At 63.1% G+C, this 18,630-nt stretch carries 14 protein-coding genes; 11 read left to right on the top strand and 3 right to left on the bottom strand.

What is annotated here, in order from left to right; genetic code table 11:
• Window positions 1-25: 25 nt before the first annotated feature.
• Window positions 26-1,543, bottom strand: coding sequence for a class I adenylate-forming enzyme family protein (locus BSP239C_RS15050; RefSeq protein WP_101574175.1), 1,518 nt, complete (start codon window positions 1,541-1,543; stop codon window positions 26-28).
• 72 nt (window positions 1,544-1,615) lie between these two features.
• Here BSP239C_RS15050 and BSP239C_RS15045 point away from each other — a divergent pair, with 72 nt between their 5' ends.
• Window positions 1,616-2,218: a TetR family transcriptional regulator gene (locus tag BSP239C_RS15045; RefSeq protein ID WP_180959053.1), complete on the top strand. Its 603-nt coding sequence runs from the start codon at window positions 1,616-1,618 to the stop codon at window positions 2,216-2,218.
• Window positions 2,215-3,909, top strand: coding sequence for an acyl-CoA dehydrogenase family protein (locus BSP239C_RS15040; RefSeq protein ID WP_101574173.1), 1,695 nt, complete (start codon window positions 2,215-2,217; stop codon window positions 3,907-3,909). Before BSP239C_RS15045 ends, BSP239C_RS15040 begins: the two co-directional genes overlap by 4 nt.
• Window positions 3,910-3,983: 74 nt before the next feature.
• Here BSP239C_RS15040 and BSP239C_RS15035 read toward each other — a convergent pair whose 3' ends face one another.
• Complete coding sequence (locus BSP239C_RS15035) at window positions 3,984-4,430, bottom strand: hypothetical protein (protein ID WP_145997466.1); 447 nt, start codon at window positions 4,428-4,430, stop codon at window positions 3,984-3,986.
• 161 nt (window positions 4,431-4,591) lie between these two features.
• On the opposite strand from BSP239C_RS15035, the gene BSP239C_RS15030 reads away from it, so the two are divergent.
• The 6 genes from BSP239C_RS15030 to BSP239C_RS15005 all read left to right on the top strand — a co-directional run bounded on the left by BSP239C_RS15030 (window position 4,592) and on the right by BSP239C_RS15005 (window position 14,033).
• Window positions 4,592-5,557 carry a pseudouridine synthase gene (locus tag BSP239C_RS15030; RefSeq protein WP_101574171.1) on the top strand — a complete coding sequence of 322 codons (966 nt, stop codon included), beginning with the start codon at window positions 4,592-4,594 and terminating at the stop codon, window positions 5,555-5,557.
• Between the two features lie 39 nt (window positions 5,558-5,596).
• Window positions 5,597-6,259 carry a GntR family transcriptional regulator gene (locus BSP239C_RS15025; RefSeq protein ID WP_101574170.1) on the top strand — a complete coding sequence of 221 codons (663 nt, stop codon included), beginning with the start codon at window positions 5,597-5,599 and terminating at the stop codon, window positions 6,257-6,259.
• A 185-nt stretch (window positions 6,260-6,444) separates the two neighbouring features.
• The gene (guaB, locus tag BSP239C_RS15020; protein WP_101574169.1) at window positions 6,445-7,971 is read left to right on the top strand and encodes an IMP dehydrogenase; all 1,527 of its coding nucleotides are present in this window, start codon (window positions 6,445-6,447) and stop codon (window positions 7,969-7,971) included.
• Window positions 7,972-8,293: 322 nt separating this feature from the next.
• Window positions 8,294-10,003, top strand: coding sequence for a pyridoxal-dependent decarboxylase (locus BSP239C_RS15015; RefSeq protein ID WP_101574168.1), 1,710 nt, complete (start codon window positions 8,294-8,296; stop codon window positions 10,001-10,003).
• A complete protein-coding gene (locus BSP239C_RS15010) occupies window positions 10,000-11,502 on the top strand; it encodes a lysine N(6)-hydroxylase/L-ornithine N(5)-oxygenase family protein (protein WP_101574167.1) in 1,503 nt (500 codons plus the stop codon). The genes BSP239C_RS15015 and BSP239C_RS15010 overlap by 4 nt, the downstream gene beginning before the upstream one ends.
• Entirely contained in the window at window positions 11,499-14,033 is a 2,535-nt protein-coding gene (locus tag BSP239C_RS15005) for a GNAT family N-acetyltransferase (RefSeq protein WP_101574166.1), read from the top strand. The genes BSP239C_RS15010 and BSP239C_RS15005 overlap by 4 nt, the downstream gene beginning before the upstream one ends.
• A 75-nt stretch (window positions 14,034-14,108) precedes the next feature.
• On the opposite strand, the gene BSP239C_RS15000 is transcribed toward BSP239C_RS15005, so the two are convergent.
• Window positions 14,109-15,350 (bottom strand): DUF418 domain-containing protein, encoded by a 1,242-nt coding sequence (locus tag BSP239C_RS15000; RefSeq protein ID WP_101574165.1) that lies wholly within the window; start codon window positions 15,348-15,350, stop codon window positions 14,109-14,111.
• 84 nt (window positions 15,351-15,434) lie between these two features.
• Here BSP239C_RS15000 and BSP239C_RS14995 point away from each other — a divergent pair, with 84 nt between their 5' ends.
• From BSP239C_RS14995 to BSP239C_RS14985, 3 genes are all read left to right on the top strand, one after another.
• Entirely contained in the window at window positions 15,435-16,187 is a 753-nt protein-coding gene (locus tag BSP239C_RS14995; RefSeq protein ID WP_101574164.1) for a TetR/AcrR family transcriptional regulator, read from the top strand.
• Between the two features lie 151 nt (window positions 16,188-16,338).
• Window positions 16,339-17,361 (top strand): LacI family DNA-binding transcriptional regulator, encoded by a 1,023-nt coding sequence (locus BSP239C_RS14990; protein ID WP_101574163.1) that lies wholly within the window; start codon window positions 16,339-16,341, stop codon window positions 17,359-17,361.
• Between the two features lie 165 nt (window positions 17,362-17,526).
• Complete coding sequence (locus BSP239C_RS14985; RefSeq protein WP_101574162.1) at window positions 17,527-18,624, top strand: substrate-binding domain-containing protein; 1,098 nt, start codon at window positions 17,527-17,529, stop codon at window positions 18,622-18,624.
• The last annotated feature ends 6 nt before the right edge of the window (window positions 18,625-18,630 follow it).

The raw sequence follows: 18,630 nt of genomic DNA, 5'->3' as shown, positions 1-18,630 counted from the left end.
CGCGCCCGTTCGGCAGTGGCAGCCGCTACCCGGCAGCGACCTCGCTGCGGAGTTTGTGCTTGAGCAGTTTGCCTGAAGGGTTGCGGGGGAGCTCTTCGGTGATGATGACCTCGCGCGGCAGCTTGTACCGCGCGAGCTTGTCAGCCAGATAGTCACGCAGCTCCTCGACTTCGAATGGCCGGCCATCGGCGGTGGTGATGAATGCGACGATTCGATCGCCCCACTCGGCATCCGGCTTCGCCACCACTGCGACATCGGCAACCCGCTCGTGAGCGATGATCGCCTCCTCCACCTCGAGGGAGTAGACGTTCTCTCCGCCGACGATCATGACGTCCTTGCTGCGGTCGACGATGAAGAGGTAGCCGTCCTCGTCAAGCGTTGCGATATCGCCGGTCTTGTACCAGTCGCCTTCGAAAGCGGCCCTCGTCGCCTCGGGGTTGTTGAGATATTCGCGCATGCGGGTATCACCAGTGAACCAGATTTCGCCCGTGTCTCCGGGGCCGGCCTCTGTGCCGTCGGCCTTGACGACGCGCATCGCATTGCCGACCATCGCCGTTCGGCCGACCGAACCGGCCTTGCGCAACTGGTCCTCCGGCCTGAGCATGCAGCCGGTGGGTCCCATTTCGCTCATGCCGAACAGGTTGAAGAACTGATCGGTCCCATAGGCTTCGATGAGCATGGCCGCGGTCGACCGATCGATGGGGGACCCGCCGTAGTTCCAACGCCGGATGGTGGAGAAGTCATAGTCTGCGAAGTCGAGGCCGAGCTTCTTCGCCGTCATCACCGGTGCAACATAGGCGATGGTCGGACCGAAGAAGGTGGTGATCTTCTCCTCGGCGATGATCGTCATCGAATCCACCGGATGGAACGCACGTTGGAGCACGATCGTGCCGCCGGTGAGGATAGTGGGGAGCAGGCTGATGTTCAGCGGAGCCGAATGCCAGATCGGCATGCAGATGAGATAGCGGTCGTCGCTGCGATAACCCATGTTGAGGTTGATCAGGGTCGCGACCTGGGACATGTTGCGGTGCGAATGCACGCACCCCTTGGGTGAGCTGGTGGTCCCCGAGGTGTAGAGGATCTGCGCCACGTGTTCGTCTGTGAAATCACCCGGTTCGCCGGGTTCGGCCGCCGCCAGCTGAGAGTCGAAGCTGCCCGGCGCCGCGGATTCGGTCTCCAACCAGGTGATGCCCGGGGCACCCGCACGCGCCGTTTCGGCCAGCTCGGCGCTGACGATTCCCAGCTTCGCACCGGAATGCTCGATCGTGTACTTGACCTCAGGAGCCTGAAGCTTGTGATTGACCGGAACGACGATGGCTCCCAGATACCAGGCGCCGAAGGCAGCGAAGACGAACCCGGGTACGTTGAACGTCATGATTCCGACGGTGTCACCAGCCACGATGCCGTTGTCCTCGAGCACACGTGCCGCCTTGAGAGCGTGGTGTCGAAGTTCGGCATAGGTGTACCTCTCATCCCCATAGACCAGAGCTTCGTGATCCGGGTCGCGCAGGACGGTGGAATCGAGCATAGTACCGAGCTTCATTGCTTCTCCTTGTGACGAATGCCATACTTTCAACAATTGAACCATGATTCATTTCTTTGGGGAAGGGGTAACGTGGCTTATCGCGAAACTCCCAGAACTCGTGCCAAGGCCGAACAGCGGCGGGCCCGGGTCGAACGCGCAACCCACCATGTCATCGCCTCGGGCGGGTTCGCCTCGGCGAGCATTGCCGCTGTTGCACGCAAGGCCGAGTGCAGTGCCGGCCTCATCTACACCTACTACGACAACCGCGACGAGCTGCTGGGGATCGTGTTTGCTCGAGCCGCTGGCCACGAACTCGCCGTGATCGAGGCAGCTGTCGCCGCGTCGACGAATGCTGCGGACGTTGTCAGCTCGGTCGTCGATGTCTTCATCCGCCGCGCGGTTGCCGGCCGCACCCTCGCTCACGCGCTCCTGTTCGAGGAGGTCCCCGACACCGTGCAGATCGAGCGCCGAGCACTGCGGCGCGGGTACGTGGCCGTGATCGCCGAAGGCTTGACCCACCGGTACACCGTCGATGTCCCCGCCGAGGTGGTGGCCAGGTCCGTGGTCGGATCCATCTCCGAGAACCTCGTTGACCTTCTCGATCCAGACCGGGCTCCTCCAAGCGCCTCCGAAGTCGAATCACTCATCACCGCACTGTCCACATTCGCGCGCACCGCCATAGGAGAACAATGACCCACGCACCAGCGACTCAAGCCGGCTCATCTGCCACAGCCGCCGTATCCACTACGCACACGGTGTTCAACCAGGCGAAACCTCGGCGGGACATCAACGAATACAGTCTCAACACGGCCCTCGTCGAGGCCGTGGAGGCCTACGCCCCACATGCGTCGACACCCGAGCTCGAACGCATCGGTGAACTCGTCGGCAGTGCCGACTTCATCAATGATGCGCGCTTGGCCAACGAACACGGACCGGAGCTGAAGACACACGATGAGTGGGGCAACCGCATCGATGCGATCGAATTCCATCCCGCCTATCACCGCATCATCGGCGAAGCACTGCGCAGCGGCGCGCACTCACACGCCTGGAGCTATCCCGGACCTGGTGCGAGCGCGGACCGTGCCGTCAGGTTCATGCTGTTCTCTCAGATCGAACCCGGCCACGCCTGCCCGGTGTCGATGACTCATGCCGTCATTCCGTCGCTGCAGGCCGACCCGTCCTTGGCCGATTTCTGGGTCCCGAAGGCCACGGCGAACGACTACGACCCGAGGCGCATCGACCCGGCTGAGAAGAGCGCGGTCACCTTCGGAATGGCGATGACCGAGAAGCAGGGCGGCTCGGACGTACGTGCGAACACCACCCGCGCGGTCCAGGACGGCGACCGCTACCTCATCACCGGACACAAATGGTTCTGCTCAGCCCCGCAGTCCGATGCCTTCCTCGTCCTCGCCCACCTCGAAGAGGGTCTGAGCTGCTTCATCGTCCCGCGCATCCTGCCCGGTGGCGAGCTCAACACGGTGCGGATACAGAGACTCAAGGACAAGCTGGGCAACAAATCCAACGCCTCCTCCGAGATCGAATTCGAATCCACCGCCGGGTGGCTGCTGGGTCAGCCGGGCAAGGGCGTGCGCACGATCATCGAGATGGTGTCCCAAACTCGGCTCGACTGCATCCTCGGCTCCACCGCGGGCATGCGCCAGTCCGTGGCAGAAGCCGCCTGGCACTCTCGAGGACGGGCCGCGTTCGGGGCGACGCTGATCGAAGCGCCGCTGATGCGCGCCGTCATCGCCGATCTGCAGCTCGAAGCCGAAGCGGCCACCTTCACCGCCATGCACCTGGCCTCCGTCCACGACGATGACAGCGTGGAGGCGGCCGATTTCCGGCGATTGGCCACCGCCGTCGGCAAGTACTGGATCTGCAAACGCGGACCCGAGCACGCCTACGAAGCGCTCGAATGCCTGGGCGGAAATGGGTATACCGAAGCCTTCCCGCTGGCCCGCCGGTACCGTGAACAGCCGGTGATGGCCGTGTGGGAAGGCTCCGGCAACGTCATCGTCCTCGACGTGCTGCGCGCCCTGGGTCGTGAGCCGCGGACGGCGAAGGCCTTCCTCGGCTTCCTCGAAACCGGGCTTGGCCGCCATCCGGACTTCGATGCTGCCTTTGAGGCGCTCGCCGGTTCCCTCCAAAGTTCACTCGAAGCTGTGACCAGCGGAGATCCTGCCAGGCTCGCAGGCGTCCAGCGCAGTGGACGAGTGCTGGTGGAGAAGATGGCACTGCTCATGCAGGCCACGATCCTCTTCGAATCCGCCCCCACCGAGGTGGCCGCCGGGTTCGCGTCGGCACGGCTGGGTCCCAATCGGGGCCGGGAATACGGTGCCCTGCCCAGCGACGTCGACATCGACTTCCTCGTCGAACGTGCCTGAGTCGGCCATCGACCTGAGTCAACCATCGAAGTTGGGCAGCGGTTGGGCCGGGTCAGCTGCTGAGGTGTGTCGGCTCAGCCCCGGCGGTGGGCGGACCGGCAGCGGCGCCGGTCGAGGCGGAGGGTGCGCGAGCGGATCCTGAGGATGCGCATCGCACACTCCGGCGGTCCGTGGAAGCTCGGACGAGGGGTACGTCTGAGGCTGGGAGGAGCAATGTTGTGTGCGTCGGGCGCCCAGTCCTCGTCGCGGCGCTGCCCGAACTCCGAGCGGTCGATGAAGGCTTGGAGTTCGGTGATGAGCTTCAGTTGGAGGTCGTCGACCGAATCGATGCCCTCGGAGTATTCGAGGGAGATGTCGACGGACTCCCAGTTGGCGACGACCCTGACGATCCACTTTCGTGAGTCGGCCGGGTCGTGATTCATTCCGTAGCCGTCCCATTCGTCGTTGGCGAACATGCCGAGAACGACTGGAGCGATGACCTTGTTGAGGAGGAACTCTTCCGTCAATTCGGTGTTGTCCATGTCTCCCACCATAGAACTGTCGGCTCCTGATTGCTCGCATACGCACGGCATTTCTCGCAGACGCGCGGCTGTGTAATGAATCGTTGGCCACGAACGTCTTCGCAGGCCATGCTCGACATCGGGGTCATGTGCGACAACGCGTCGACAGCTAGACTGATTCGATGCCCCGCAGTCCGCTTCCGCCTCGCGAAGGAATCTCGGCGACCTCGCTGCGAGCTCCCGGCGGAAAGTCGACGCACGACAAGAACCATCTGCCGGTCCCGGACACGATCGGTCAGTGGCTGGGGGAAGAGTTCCCCGATGCCACCCCCGAAGCCCGTCGCAGCCTGTTGACCACAGGAGACATGCGCAACGGCGTCGGAGTACCAGTGACCTGGGACGATCCCGTGGAGCCCGGTGGCTTCTACTTCTTCCACCGCCCGGTGCCGCCGGAAGAGCGCATTCCGTTCGAGATCTCCGTCGTGTTCGAAGACGAGGAACTGCTCGTCATCGACAAACCGCACTTCCTCGCGAGCACTCCCAACGGGCGCTTCGTGCGCGAATGCGTCGTGACCCGGGCTCGCACGGATTTCAACCAGCCCGAACTCGTGGCCATCCACCGTCTCGACCGTGTCACCGCCGGACTGCTCATCCTGTCGAAGCGCCCCGAGACCCGTGGCCGATATCAGAGCCTATTCCAAAACCGGTTGGTCGATAAGACCTATCGTGCCCTGGCGCCGATGCCTCCCGAGGACATGGAGTTTCCCATCGTCAAGGAATCGCGGCTGTACAAGCCTCGCGGTGGCCGACAGGTTCTCGAAGTCGAGGGCGAGCCCAACGCAATCAGTCACATCAGCCTGCTGCGTGAACGCGACCGTCTGCGCGAGCGCGAAGTCGGGTTCGAGTCGGGGACTGTCGGCGAGTACGAACTTCGACCGTTGACGGGCAAGACCCACCAGCTGCGCGTGCATATGAGCTCGCTCGGGCTGCCCATCCTCGGCGACCCGGTCTATCCCGTCGACAATTCTCCTGACCCCTACGATTTCAGTTCACCGCTGCAGCTCCTGGCCGCTTCGATCGGGTTCGAGGATCCGCTGACCAAGCGCCCGCGGCGCTTCGAATCCAGACTGAGCTTGGGGGAGGCGTGACTTTGCCCATGAACGGCGGGGACACGGTAGCCTGGTGATATGAGTCCACACGCACCCGGATGTACCTCAGAGGCGATCGTCGCCCTGGTCCGGTCCCGAATCACGACCGGCGAATACCCTGCCGGCAGCCCGGTCCGGGATGGTGCGCTGGCGAAGGAATTCAACGTCTCGCGCAACACCGCACGCGAATCCCTGAGCCTGCTCCGTCACGCCGGACTGCTGACTCAGGAGACGAACCGCGGCTTCTTCGTCCGCACCTTCGACCTCGACGAACTCAAAGACCTCTACCAGGCCCGACGCGTCTTCGAAATCCGAGCCGTCCAAGAATCACAGGACGCCACCGACGAGGCGATGAACCGTGTCGAAGCATCCGTCGTCAAGGCCGAGAACGCTCCGAACAATGAGAGCTGGTCCGACGCGCAGGAACACTCCGCTTCATTCCACCAGGCCATCGTCGGCCTGCTCGGCTCCCCTATGCTCGACGAGTTCTACGTCAACCTCATGGCCCGCCTCTCAACGACATTCGCCCGCTCGAAGGAGCCCGGAAAATACCACTCCCACTGGGCGAACCCGCACCGGGACATCTTGGAGAAGATGCGCTCGGGGGACCGACATGGAGCCGAAGGCCTTCTGCGCATCCACCTTGATGACTCCGAAGCCTCGACACTCGACCTGGCACGCTCGGTCGGCGAAGGCCGCTGACGACGGAACAGTAGGACCACCTCGGCGAGAGATCGGGTTACGCGACGTTACAGCCACCTCGGCGAACTTTCCTGAGTGCCGGTGTCGGCAGTCTCACAGTGCTCGGTATTTGAAACGCTGGATAAGCGATGTATGTCTTCGATAGCATTGAGCCACCGTACTCACCGCGTCGAAAGGCTGTACCCATGGGGATTCCCGAGCAGGAAACACAGGCCGCAAACGATCCGTTCTCATTGACGGGGCTCACGTATGACGATGTCCTTCTCCTGCCCGGTGACACCGATGTCATCCCCTCTGACGCCACCACTACCACACGTCTGACCAGAGAGATCGAGCTCAACATCCCCCTGGTCTCGGCCGCCATGGACACCGTGACCGAATCGCGGATGGCCATCGCCATGGCCCGTATCGGCGGACTGGGCATCATCCACCGCAACCTGTCGATGGAAGATCAGGCGGCGCAGGTCGACTACGTCAAGCGCTCCGAATCTGGGATGATCAACGATCCGCTGACGATCACCCCCGAGAAGACGCTGGAAGAACTCGACGAGATCTGCGGCAAGTACCGGATCTCCGGACTGCCCGTCGTCGATGAGAACAATGTGCTGCTGGGCATCGTGACCAATCGCGACCTGCGTTTCGTCACTCGCAGCGAATTCCCGACTCGCACCGTGGCCGAGACCATGACCCGGATGCCGTTGATCACGGCCCCGGACGGCGTCTCTGCAGAGAAGGCCTTCGAGCTGCTGGCCGAGCACAAGGTCGAGAAGCTGCCCCTGGTCGATGAGAACGACGTCATCAAGGGCCTCATCACTGTCAAGGACTTCGTCAAGACCGAGGAATACCCGCTGGCCACGAAGGACGACGAGGGGCGTCTGCGTGTGGGCGCGGCCGTCGGATTCCACGGCGATGCCTATGAACGCGCGACACTTCTCGCCGAGGCTGGCGTCGACGTTCTCGTCGTCGACACCGCCAATGGACATGCTCGCGGCGTGACCGACATGATCAAGAAGATCAAGGCTGATCCGACGTTCGACAAGGTCCAGATCATCGGCGGAAACGTTGCCACGAAGGAGGGCGCACAGGCCCTCATCGATGCCGGAGCCGATGCCATCAAGGTCGGTGTCGGACCGGGTTCGATCTGCACCACTCGTGTGGTCGCAGGCGTCGGCGTCCCCCAGGTCACGGCCGTCTACTTGGCCGCTCAGGCGGCTCGCGCAGCCGGTGTTCCGGTCATCGCCGATGGTGGGCTGCAGTACTCGGGTGACATCGCCAAGGCCATGGTCGCCGGTGCCGACACCGTGATGCTCGGCTCTTTGCTGGCCGGCTGCAGCGAATCGCCGGGCGAACTAATCTTCATCAATGGTAAGCAGTACAAGGCCTACCGCGGCATGGGATCACTGGGCGCCATGGCTCCACGTCAGGGCAAGTCCTACTCCAAGGACCGCTACTTCCAGGACGATATCGACACCGACACCGACCTCATCCCCGAGGGGATTGAGGGCCGTGTCGCCTACCGTGGACCTCTCAAGCAGGTCGCGCATCAGCTCACCGGTGGTCTGCGTCAGTCGATGTTCTATGTCGGCGCTCCCACCATCGACGACCTCAAGGCCAAGGGCAAGTTCGTCCGCCTGACCACCGCGGGCCTCAAGGAAAGCCACCCGCACGACATTCAGATGACCGTCGAAGCCCCGAACTACGTCGTGAAATAAGAGTTCTCGACCATACGAACGGCCGTAGCTCCTGCCTCCTGGGCAGGAACTACGGCCGTTTTCGTTGTCTCAGGATGTCAGACGAATTGCCCTGATGTGATGAAGGCCACGCGCGAATTTCTGGGCCATATACGCCTGTTGTCAATCCTGGGCTTGGCCGCGCGAGCGCTGACGAGGGTGCCGTCGGGGCCTGGGTGAGGTTACTTGTGTAGTCGGTAAACTACAGCGCGACTTGCCTTGCTTCTCGTTGTCCTTAGGGTAGGTTTCCCTAATGTAGTCCGGCCTTACCGGACCGTGAACCGAAGGAGGCAACCGTACCGCTATGACTTCACTGCTCTCTGACACCCCAGTTTCTGACGTCCCTGGGCCTGACGCTCAGGCATCGATCAAGGCCGCGCCGCTGACCGACGCAGCGCAGGCACCGACCGACGCAGCGCAGGCACCGACCGACTCAGCCTCGGCACGCACCGGTGACGCACTGCTGGGATCCCACAGTGCCGAAGCCTACGCCGAGCTCATGCATGATGTCGTCGACGTACTCGCGAAACGATTCACCAGTGTCGACACACCCACCTCGGCGAATGACCGAGCCAGCCTCGAAGCCGAAGTCGCAGGCTTCGACCTCGACGGGCAGGGCATCGGAAACAGCGCAGCCCTGCGCGAGGCCGATGGCCTCTACGCTCGCAACGCCGTGTGGTTCCACCACCCCAGCTACGTCGCCCACCTCAACTGCCCCGTCGCCGTTCCCGCCGTCGCGGCCGAGGCGATGCTCGCCGCGATCAATACCTCCGTCGACACCTACGATCAATCCGAAGTCGCCACCCTGATGGAACGGCGACTGGTGCAGTGGGCCAGCCAGCACGTCGGATTCGACGTCGGCGACGGAATCTTCACCTCTGGCGGCACCCAGTCGAACCTGCAGGCACTGTTCCTGGCACGCGAGAATGTTGTGCGCGAGAACGTCGTGCGCGAACAGCAGGCGCAGGCGGTCGACCGCACCCAGCCCGGCCACAGCGAGACATCACGCCGCAGCATTCTGTCCCGGCTGCGGATTCTCACGACGAGCCAGACCCACTTCTCGATCTCCCGCGCCGCCCACATCCTCGGACTCGACACAGAAGCTGTCGTGAGCGTGGACACCGATGGGGCCGGTCGAATGGACGCCGAGGCGCTGGCCGAGCTGATGCGCGACATCGACGACACCGGCGGCATCGTCATGGCCGTCGTCGCCACGGCCGGAACCACCGACCTCGGTGTCATCGACCCGCTGGCGGCTATCGCCGAGGTCTGCGAGAACGCTGGCGTGTGGATGCACATCGACGCCGCTTACGGCGGGGGACTGCTGTGGGCCCCACGACGCAAACATCTGCTTGAGGGAATCGGCCGGGCCACCTCGGTGACCATCGACTTCCACAAGACCTTCTTCCAGCCGGTGTCCTCCAGCGCACTGCTGGTGCGCGATCTCGGACTGTTCGCGCCGACCCTGCACCACGCGGACTATCTCAACCCGGAAGCCGAGGCGTACAGCGCGGAGGCCGAACCGAACCAGGTCGACAAGTCGCTGCAGACCACTCGCCGCTTCGACGCGCTGAAACTGTGGACGACGCTGCGTGCCCGCGGTGCCGGTGAGATCGGTGAGCTGCTCGACACCGTGTGCGACCTGGCCGCCGAGGTCCGTGAACTCCTCGAGGCGCAGCCCGACTTCCAGGTGCGGGGAGCCTCAGACCTGAGTACGGTTCTGTTCCGCTTCGCACCCGAGACCGCCGACGCGGCCACGGTCGATGAACTGGTGCCGATGATCCGCCGAGTCCTTTTCCGCTCCGGTCGCGCAGCGATCGCGCGCACCACGATCGAGGGCACACCCTGGCTCAAACTCACCCTCCTCAACCCGGACACCACGGTCGATGACATCACCGCAGTGCTCGATCTCGTCCGCGCCACCGGCCACGGCATCCTCGCCGGCCGGTACTTGGAGACCACGCCACCTGACCATGGGCGAGCATTCACCACGATCGAAGGAGGCGCAGCATGAGCACATCCGAGACACACGTCCATGACATCGTCGGCATCGGCATCGGACCCTTCGGCTTAGGACTGGCAGCTTTGTCTGACCCGCTGCCCGATGTCGACGCCGTGTTCCTTGACCAGCGCGCAGAGTTCCGCTGGCATCCGGGCATGATGATCGAAGGCGCCACGGTCCAGGTCCCGTTCCTCGCCGACCTGGTGACCATGGCCGATCCCACCTCCCGCTTCTCCTTCCTCCAGTTCCTCAAGGACAACGGCAGGCTCTACCCCTTCTACATCCGCGAATCCTTCTACCCGCTGCGCGCCGAATTCGACGAGTATTGCCGGTGGGTCGCCGCCCAGCTGGAGACGCTGCGCTGGAACCGCACCGTCACCTCGGTGACCAAGGACGATGGCATCTACACGGTGACCGCCGAGGTGGCCGATGGTTCCGGTCAGACGGTGAGGGTCGAAACCTACCGCGCTCATAATCTGGTCCTCGGGGTCGGCACTTCACCGGTCCTGCCCGAGGCCCTTCTTGAGCTTGAGACAGCGGGTGCCGGTCCGGTCATCCACACTTCGCAGTACCTCGACCACAGGGAGACGCTGCTCGAGAGCGGATCCATCACGATCGTCGGCAGCGGTCAGTCCGCGGCTGAGATCTACCGGGACCTCATCGAGGAAGCCGAAGCCCGTGACGTGCGGCTCGACTGGGTGACGCGATCGCCGCGCTTCTTCCCGATGGAATACACGAAGCTGACCCTGGAGATGACGTCCCCGGAGTACACCGACCACTTCCGTGCCTTGCCCGATGACCTGCGTGAACAGCTCGGCCGCGAACAGCGAACCCTGTACAAGGGCATCAGCGCCGAGCTCGTCGACGACATCCACGACACCCTCTACCGACTCAGCCGCGGCGGCAGGAAGCTGCGCACCAATCTGCTGGCCGAATCCGAACTGATCTTCGCTGGACGCGATGCGAACAACGGCGACTATGCACTGCGCTTCCGCAACACCTCGCTGGACAAGACCTTCGACCGCCGCAGCGGATCGGTCGTCTCTGCCACCGGCTATAAGTCTCAAGTTCCAGCCTTCCTTGACGGGCTGGGCGAGGAGGTGCGCTTGGATGCCAAGGGCCGCCTCGACGTCAGCCGTCACTACACGGTCAACGACGCTGGCACCATCCACGTCCTCAACGGCGAAGAGCACACTCACGGAGTCACCGCACCGGATCTGGGCTTCGGGCCTTGGCGAGCATCGGTCGTGCTTTCACACGTGACCGGACGCGAACCGTACCCGGTCGAAAAGACGATCGCGTTTCAGACCTTCGGCGTCCCAGACGACGGGGCACTTGACGATGGCGCGCTCGACAGCGGGGCCCTCGACGATGCAGCTGCGGACACCGCGGCGACAGACACCGCAAAGCTGAGCACGCGGGAGGACTTCGAATCGCACTTCGACTTCTCCGACTCCGACGCTGACTCCGATACCCATCCCGCAGATGACAGGGAGATGACACACGTATGACCACCGAACTCATGACAGACGCACCCGTAACCGCCAGCTCTGCACTCACCGTGGACATCCGCGCCGTAGACCCGGTCCGGGATGCCAAGAACATCCACGTGTGGCTGAGCCATCCGCGCGCTCACTATTGGCAGATGACCGAACTCGGCGAGTCCGAAGTCCGCGACTACCTCGGCGGCATCCAGGATTCCGCCGATGAGAATGGCTGGGTCGGCTCGGTCGATGGCGTCGACTGCTTCTACGTCGAAACCTACGTGCCCTCCACGCTGATCCCACACGATGTTGTGCCCAGCGGGCCAGGCGACATCGGAATGCACCTGCTCGTGGCCCCACCCGACGGCGACGGCACGCGTGGACTCACCAATCGGATCATGGCCGAGGTCATCGACTTCTGCCTGCGCCCATTCGAAAACGGTGGCCGAGGCGGTCACCGCGTCATCGTCGAACCTGATGTGCGCAACAGCGCCATTCTCGAGAAGAACCGGGCCGCCGGCTTCAAGCCAGTGGGCGAGGCGACCATCATGATGGGGGAGGAGAGGAAACGTGCGCTGGTGAGCATCTGTGCCCGTGGGGACTTCGAGGCCAGTCAGCTGGTGACGCTCATCGACCGTGGTGAGAACGGTCGCAACACAGCGGGCAGCAACGATACTGCGGGCAGTCGCAACTCGCGGACCGCTGTGGGGGAGGCCCTGTCAGATGACGAGGGTCTCGCTCTGGTCGCCGCCACCCCTGCCACGTACGCCCACCTCAATGACGACACCTTCGCAGTGACCCAACGCCACCTCGTGGCCAAGGCTCTGTCCGAGTTCGCGCACGAACGTCTCATTGCCCCAACTCAGCCCACCGGCCCGGATGCCGGGCCAGACGTTTGGGAGCTGCGGATCGACGACGCCGGAGCAGGGGAGGCTGACGCCGTCACGTACACGTTCGCCGCCCGAGTCCTGGCGCTCGAGCACTGGGTCATCGACGAAGCCAGCATCACCCGCCGCCGAGGTGGCGCAGAGCTTGGTCTCGACGCGCAGGAACTCGTGGTCGAACTCCAGGAAGCCCTCGGCATCCCCGAGAATCTCATGTCGACCTACCTTGAGGAACTCGCCTCGACCCTGGCCAGCAGCGCCTTCAAGCTCGCCGAGGCGTGGAAGGGCAACCGCCCAGACTCCACAGATCTCCTGAACTCCGACTTCCAAACCACAGAGGCGGCCATGACCGAGGGCCATCCTGGGTTCATCGCGAACAACGGCCGCATCGGCTTCTCCCTCAGCGACTACCGGAAGTGGGCTCCGGAGAACGGATGCACCACCCGCATCGAATGGGTGGCGGCGAGCCGCGAACACAGCCACCTCTCGGTGGGTGCCGGACTCGACGAATCCGCACATGTCGACTGGGCATTGAGTGCCGCAGAGCGCGAACTCTTCGACTCACGGATTCGCTCCGCGGGACGCAAACCAGAAGACTTCCACCTGCTGCCGGTCCACCCGTGGCAGGCCGATCACCGGCTCGCGATCACCTTCGCCGCCGATATCGCCCGCGGTGACTTGCTGCCGTTGGGTGCTGGACTCGATGAGCATCAGCCGCAGCAGTCACTGCGCACCTTCTTCAATCACTCCCGCGCAGATGCCCCGTATGTGAAGGTTGCTTTGGCCGTGCAGAACATGGGGTTCCTGCGTGGACTGTCCCCGAAGTACATGCGCGATACGCCGACCATCAACGACTGGATCGCCGGGCTCGTCGGCTCCGATTCCACCTTCGGCGAGGCCGGATTCCGGGTTCTGCGCGAACGCACTGCGCTCGGCTACACAGGCGATGTCTACCATCGCACTCAGGAGACGAACCCTCATCGCAAGATGCTTGCGGCACTGTGGCGAGAGAACCCGCTGACCGTCGTCGCCCCTGGTCAGAAGGTCATCACTATGGCAGCGCTGCTGCACCGCGACCACAGGGGAGTAGCCTACGTCAGCGAACTCATCAGAGCCTCGAACCTGACGGCCGAGGACTGGGTGCGCTCGTACCTGCGGGCCTATCTGCAGCCGCTCGTCCACGCTTTGCTCGCCCACGATCTGGTGTTCATGCCCCATGGTGAGAACCTGATCCTCATCCTCGAAGATCACGTTGTGACCGGCGCGTTCATGAAGGACATCGGCGAGGAAGTTGCCGTGCTCGGACAGCGTGATCTGCCCGACGATGTGGAACGGATCCGAGCGCTGGTCCCGGGGGAGGAGAAGGCCCTGTCCGTGTTCACGGACATGTTCGACGGGGTGCTGCGCCACCTCGGCGGGATCCTCGATTCCGATAGTGTGCTGGGTGCGCAGAAATTCTGGTCCTTGGTCGCCGAGGTGCTCGATCGTTACGAGACCGAACATCCCGAACTCGCCCGCGGGCTCGCAGACGATGTGGATCTGAGAGCCGAACGGTTTGCCCATTCGTGCCTCAACAGGCTGCAGCTGCGCAATACCGTGCAGATGGTCGACATCGGCAACCAGGCCGAATCGCTGCTGTACGCAGGAACGATGAGGAACCCTGTGGCACGCTGATCTGAACGAAGATCACACTCGCCGAGGTGGACGCTGGGACCCAGCGCCCACCTCGGCGGCGGAGATGCTCCGTTTTCACTGTTCTTCTTGAGGATTCCGCTGAGGACGAGCGTCCACGCTACGTGCTGTGTCGGCCAGCGTACGACCGGGTCGGCTCCAGTTGGTGAAACACCGGAGGACGTACTCAGCAGGACCATATCGGTGGCGCTTCAGCCACCAGGCGCTGATCAACGTCTGGACCGCGAAGACGGCGACGGCGAGGATCATCAGAACCGGTGGGGACATCTGCCCGGCAAGGCCGAGACCAACTCCTGTGAACACCACGATCCCAGCCAGCGACTGTCCCAGGTAATTCGTCAACGCGATGCGCCCAACTGGTGCCAGTGCTGTGCGCACCCATGCTCCCCAGGGCGCGTGCATGATTCGGATCAGCGTCGCAACGTACGCGGCCGTGAGGAATGGGGACGTCACGACGCTCACTGTGGTGGCCCAGGTGTTGGTGTCACCGCCCATAACGGCGAAGAGCACCCCGCCTGGGAGGCCGACTGCGAAGCCGATCGCCTGAGTCCGTCGCAGAAGCGTGGCCCGATCTCCCGCCTGAGAGAACAGGCGCCGCCGGGCAGCAACCATTCCCAAAAGGAACATCGCCAGTGCAGTCGGTCCCTGCAGGGAGACCGCTTGAATGACGAGGAGGTCAAGGCCGGCCACGTGCTGCCCCACGATGTCGGCCAGCGACCCGAGCAGAGCTTGGGTCTGCGCTGCGGCCCCGAGGAGTGCTTCGTCGTGACTGGGCATGAACATCGAGCGATCGAGGAACGCGGCGCTGATGACGAGAGAGAGTGTCACGAAGCCATAGATGATTCCGGTCGTGAGCAGCGCAGTCCGATCACGTACCTGGTGCATCGCCAAGAGTACGAGGCAGACCACTGCGTACGTCGTGAGAACGTCCCCACCGTAGAGCAGGACGATGTGCCCCACTCCGATCACGAAGAGGCCTACCGCTCTGCGAAGCATTCGCGGCACGAACGCCGCGCCTGCGCGTTTCGCCGCATCCATCTGCAGAACGAAGCTGTATCCGAAGAGGAATGAGAAGAGCAGGTAGAACTTCATTGAGAACAGCGCGGCCACAAGGAATCGGGCCGCTGCATCGATCGGTGTCGAGAAGGTCGGATCATCGACCAGGTTGCCCGGATAGGCCGAGGCCATGAACGTGATGTTGACGACGAAGATCCCCAGCAGGGCGAACCCGCGGAGGGCATCGACATCATGGACTCGCCCGGTCTTCATGGGCTCTTGTGCAGCCGTTTGTCTATTCATGCAACAGAATTTAACACAGAAACTATATGTAGTAAACTATATGGTGTGTCAGACTGTTGCTCTACTGACAGAGAGGTGGATTCTATGACTGACGGCGCGGTGCCCGACTTCTTCCGGCGACTCTGGAGGCTGCCGGAGGTTCCTCAGCAGCGGGGGCGCAAGTCCACTCTCGATGTCGAGACGGTGGTCAGCACCGCTGTTCAGCTTGCCGATCATGGCGGCCTGGAGGCCGCGACCTTGCCCAGGGTCGCCGAGGAGCTGAACGTGACTGCGATGTCGTTGTATCGACACATCGGCTCCAAGCACGAGCTGCTGCTGCTCATGATGGACGCAGCAAGCGAACCGCGGATCCCCGAGTCGCTCGCAGCAGGGTGGCGTGAGGGTCTGCGACTGTGGGCACGCGACCTGTGGTCTCTGTATCGAGGTCGGCCATGGCTTCCCCGCGTGCCCATCTACCAAGCACCATCCGGACCACACCAGATCGCCTGGCTCGAACGAGGATTCGCGCAATTGGCTTCAACTGAACTCGATTGGAACGAGAAGCTGGCGGCGCTCACTCTGCTCAGCGGCTTCGTCCGTCAGTCAGCACTGCTCCAGGACGAGCTGAAGGAAGGACGGGAGCCCGGCCAGGCTCAATCTGAGAGTGAGCGCGAATACGGACAGGCCCTCTTCCGCGTCGTCGCCTCAGCGCAGTTCCCGTACACCTCGGCCATGTTGGCTTCTGGGGCTGTGGGGAGCGACTCCAACTCAGGTGGCGAGTCTGACCCGGACTTCGTGGATGGTCTCGAACTCATCCTCGATGGCCTCGCTGTGCGCATCGCCAACGCCTCGGCCTGACGCCGGGGTTGGTGACATCTTCCTGTCCGGTAGGTGCTGATCGCCGGACATTCTGCGTTCTTCCGTCGGCCAGCGGTTATCATCATTCCTATCGGTCGCCTCCGCGCAGACCGCAAGCGGTCCGTAGGATTCCCGACTCAAAGGTGTGGTCATGGCGAAGCAGAACGATCGGCCCACCCTGGCCACGGTCGCTTCGCGTGCAGGAGTCAGCATCAAAACGGCATCTCGGGTGCTCAACGGCGAAAAGCATGTGGCCACGTCCACCGCCGAAAAGGTCGAGGATGCCGCCGCCGAACTCGGATTCCGCCTCAATTCCACAGCCAGGCGCCTGCGCGCCGGTGGCCGGTCACCCTATATCGGCGTGGTCATGAGCGACGGGCATGACCCGTTCCAGGCTCGTCTCTTCACCCTATTGGAAGCCGAGCTGAGCACGGTCGGACTGCGCCCGGTCGTGACGGTCACCGCCGACGACGCCGACCGTGAACGCGGCTTCCTCAAAGAGTGCCTGGCCAATGACATGACCGGAATCTGTGTCATCCGATCCCACCCTGACGCCGCACTGTTCTATACCGATGCGGTGTCGGCTGACATGCAGATCGTGTCCTTCGACCCCTCGACAGCTGGACCCGGGGTCGACCTCATCGCCGGTGATGAGGAGCTCGCCGGCCGTCTGGCCGCCACTCAACTTCTCAAACACGGACACATCAGCCTCGGCGTCGTCGGCGACCATTCGACCAGCCCCATCGCCACCGCCAGGCTCGCCGGAATCCAATCGGCCTTCGCCGGACGCTCGGATATCGGGTGGCGTGCCTACATGAGGGAAGACGCCCACGATCTGGCCAGCGCGAAGAACGTCGTCGCCGCGTGGTTGGGATCGCGCAGCGCCCCCAGCGGACTTATCACCTTGTCCGCGACCCTGACCCAGGGGGCCATCGATGCCTGCCGGCGACTTGATGAGTGGCCGGCGCTGGTGGGCATCGACGATTTCCCGACTGCAGGGCTGTTGGACGTGACCGTCATCGACCGTGACGTGCGGTCCATGGCAGCCGAGGCGGTCCGGCGCCTGCAGGATTCGGCCCACCTCGAGACTGGAAGTGATCCATATCGAGGTTCGATCCAGGTTCCTGTGCATGTGATCGCCCGCGGCAGCGGCGAAGAGTCTCCGGGCAAGTGAGGCTGTCGGGAGTTACTCCGCGGAGGTGCTTCGCGTGTCGTCTGCGGGCACTCTCCGGGGACGCTCAGGACATAATTTTTCGACGAAACAGTTGACACCGGGCACCGATCGGCGAATTATATTGATCAGCCTGACAACGTTGTCAGAAAGATTGAAAGGTTCACGATGAGGCACAACCTGCAGTCCCGTAAGAAGTTCGCCGTCCTCGGCGCCTCGGTTGCTATCGGCGCTCTTGCGCTCAGCGGCTGTGGGAGTCAGAAGGGCCAAGGCAATGAGGAAAGCGGAGGCGGTTCCTCGAGCGGAGACGGTGAAGTCACCATCGCACTGCTGCTCCCTGAGTCCAAGACCACTCGCTACGAATCCTTGGACAAGCCGAACTTCGAGAAGTACGTCAAGGAAGCCAATCCCGATGCGAAGGTCAAATACAGCAATGCCAACCAGGACGCGACCCAGCAGCAACAGCAGTTCGAAGCAGCAGTGACCGAAGGCGTCGACGCGATCGTCCTCGACCCGGTCGACGCTTCGGCCGTGTCTTCGGCTCTGTCGAAGGCCAAAGCCAAGAAGATCCCGGTAATCGCATACGACCGGTTCTTCAAAGACGCGGACTACTACACCTCGTTCGACAACAAGAAGATCGGCAACCTCCAGGGACAAGCCGTCCTCGACGGACTCAAGGCCGAAGACAAGGACCCGAAGTCGGGCCCGGTCTGGATGGTCAACGGTGATCCTAAGGACCCGAACGCCGCTGACTTCAAAGCCGGCGCCGAGGAGACCCTGAAGAAGGGCGGTGCCGACATCGCCGAAAGCCACGATGCCCTTGACTGGGACCCGGGAGACGCCCGCCAATGGGTCGAAGGTCAGCTGCAGACTGCCGACAAGGACCCGATCGCCATCTACTCAGCCAACGACGGCACCGCCGGCGGAGTCATCGCCGCCACGAAGAAGGCCAAAGTCAAGCCTGTCATCACAGGACAGGACGCTGAAGTCGACGGCCTGCAGAATATCCTCAGAGGCGATCAGTACGCCACGATCTACAAGGCGATCCCACCCCAGGCCGAGTTCGCTGCGAAAGCAGCAGTCGCGCTGGCAGGCGGCGAGAAGCCAGAAGGGTCAACGACTTACAAAGACACCCCGACGGACTTCGTCGAGGCCAAGGTCGTCACAAAAGACAATGTGAAGGACATCGTCGGTGATCAGATCAAGGCTGAAGACATCTGCACCGGAGACGTGAAGAAGCTCTGCAGCGACTACGGCGTCAAGTAGAAATCG

This window comes from Brevibacterium sp. 239c, assembly GCF_900169365.1.
Classification (GTDB): domain Bacteria; phylum Actinomycetota; class Actinomycetes; order Actinomycetales; family Brevibacteriaceae; genus Brevibacterium.
Note: the sequence above shows the minus strand (reverse complement) of the source record. Positions and strands in the feature narration are given on the sequence as shown.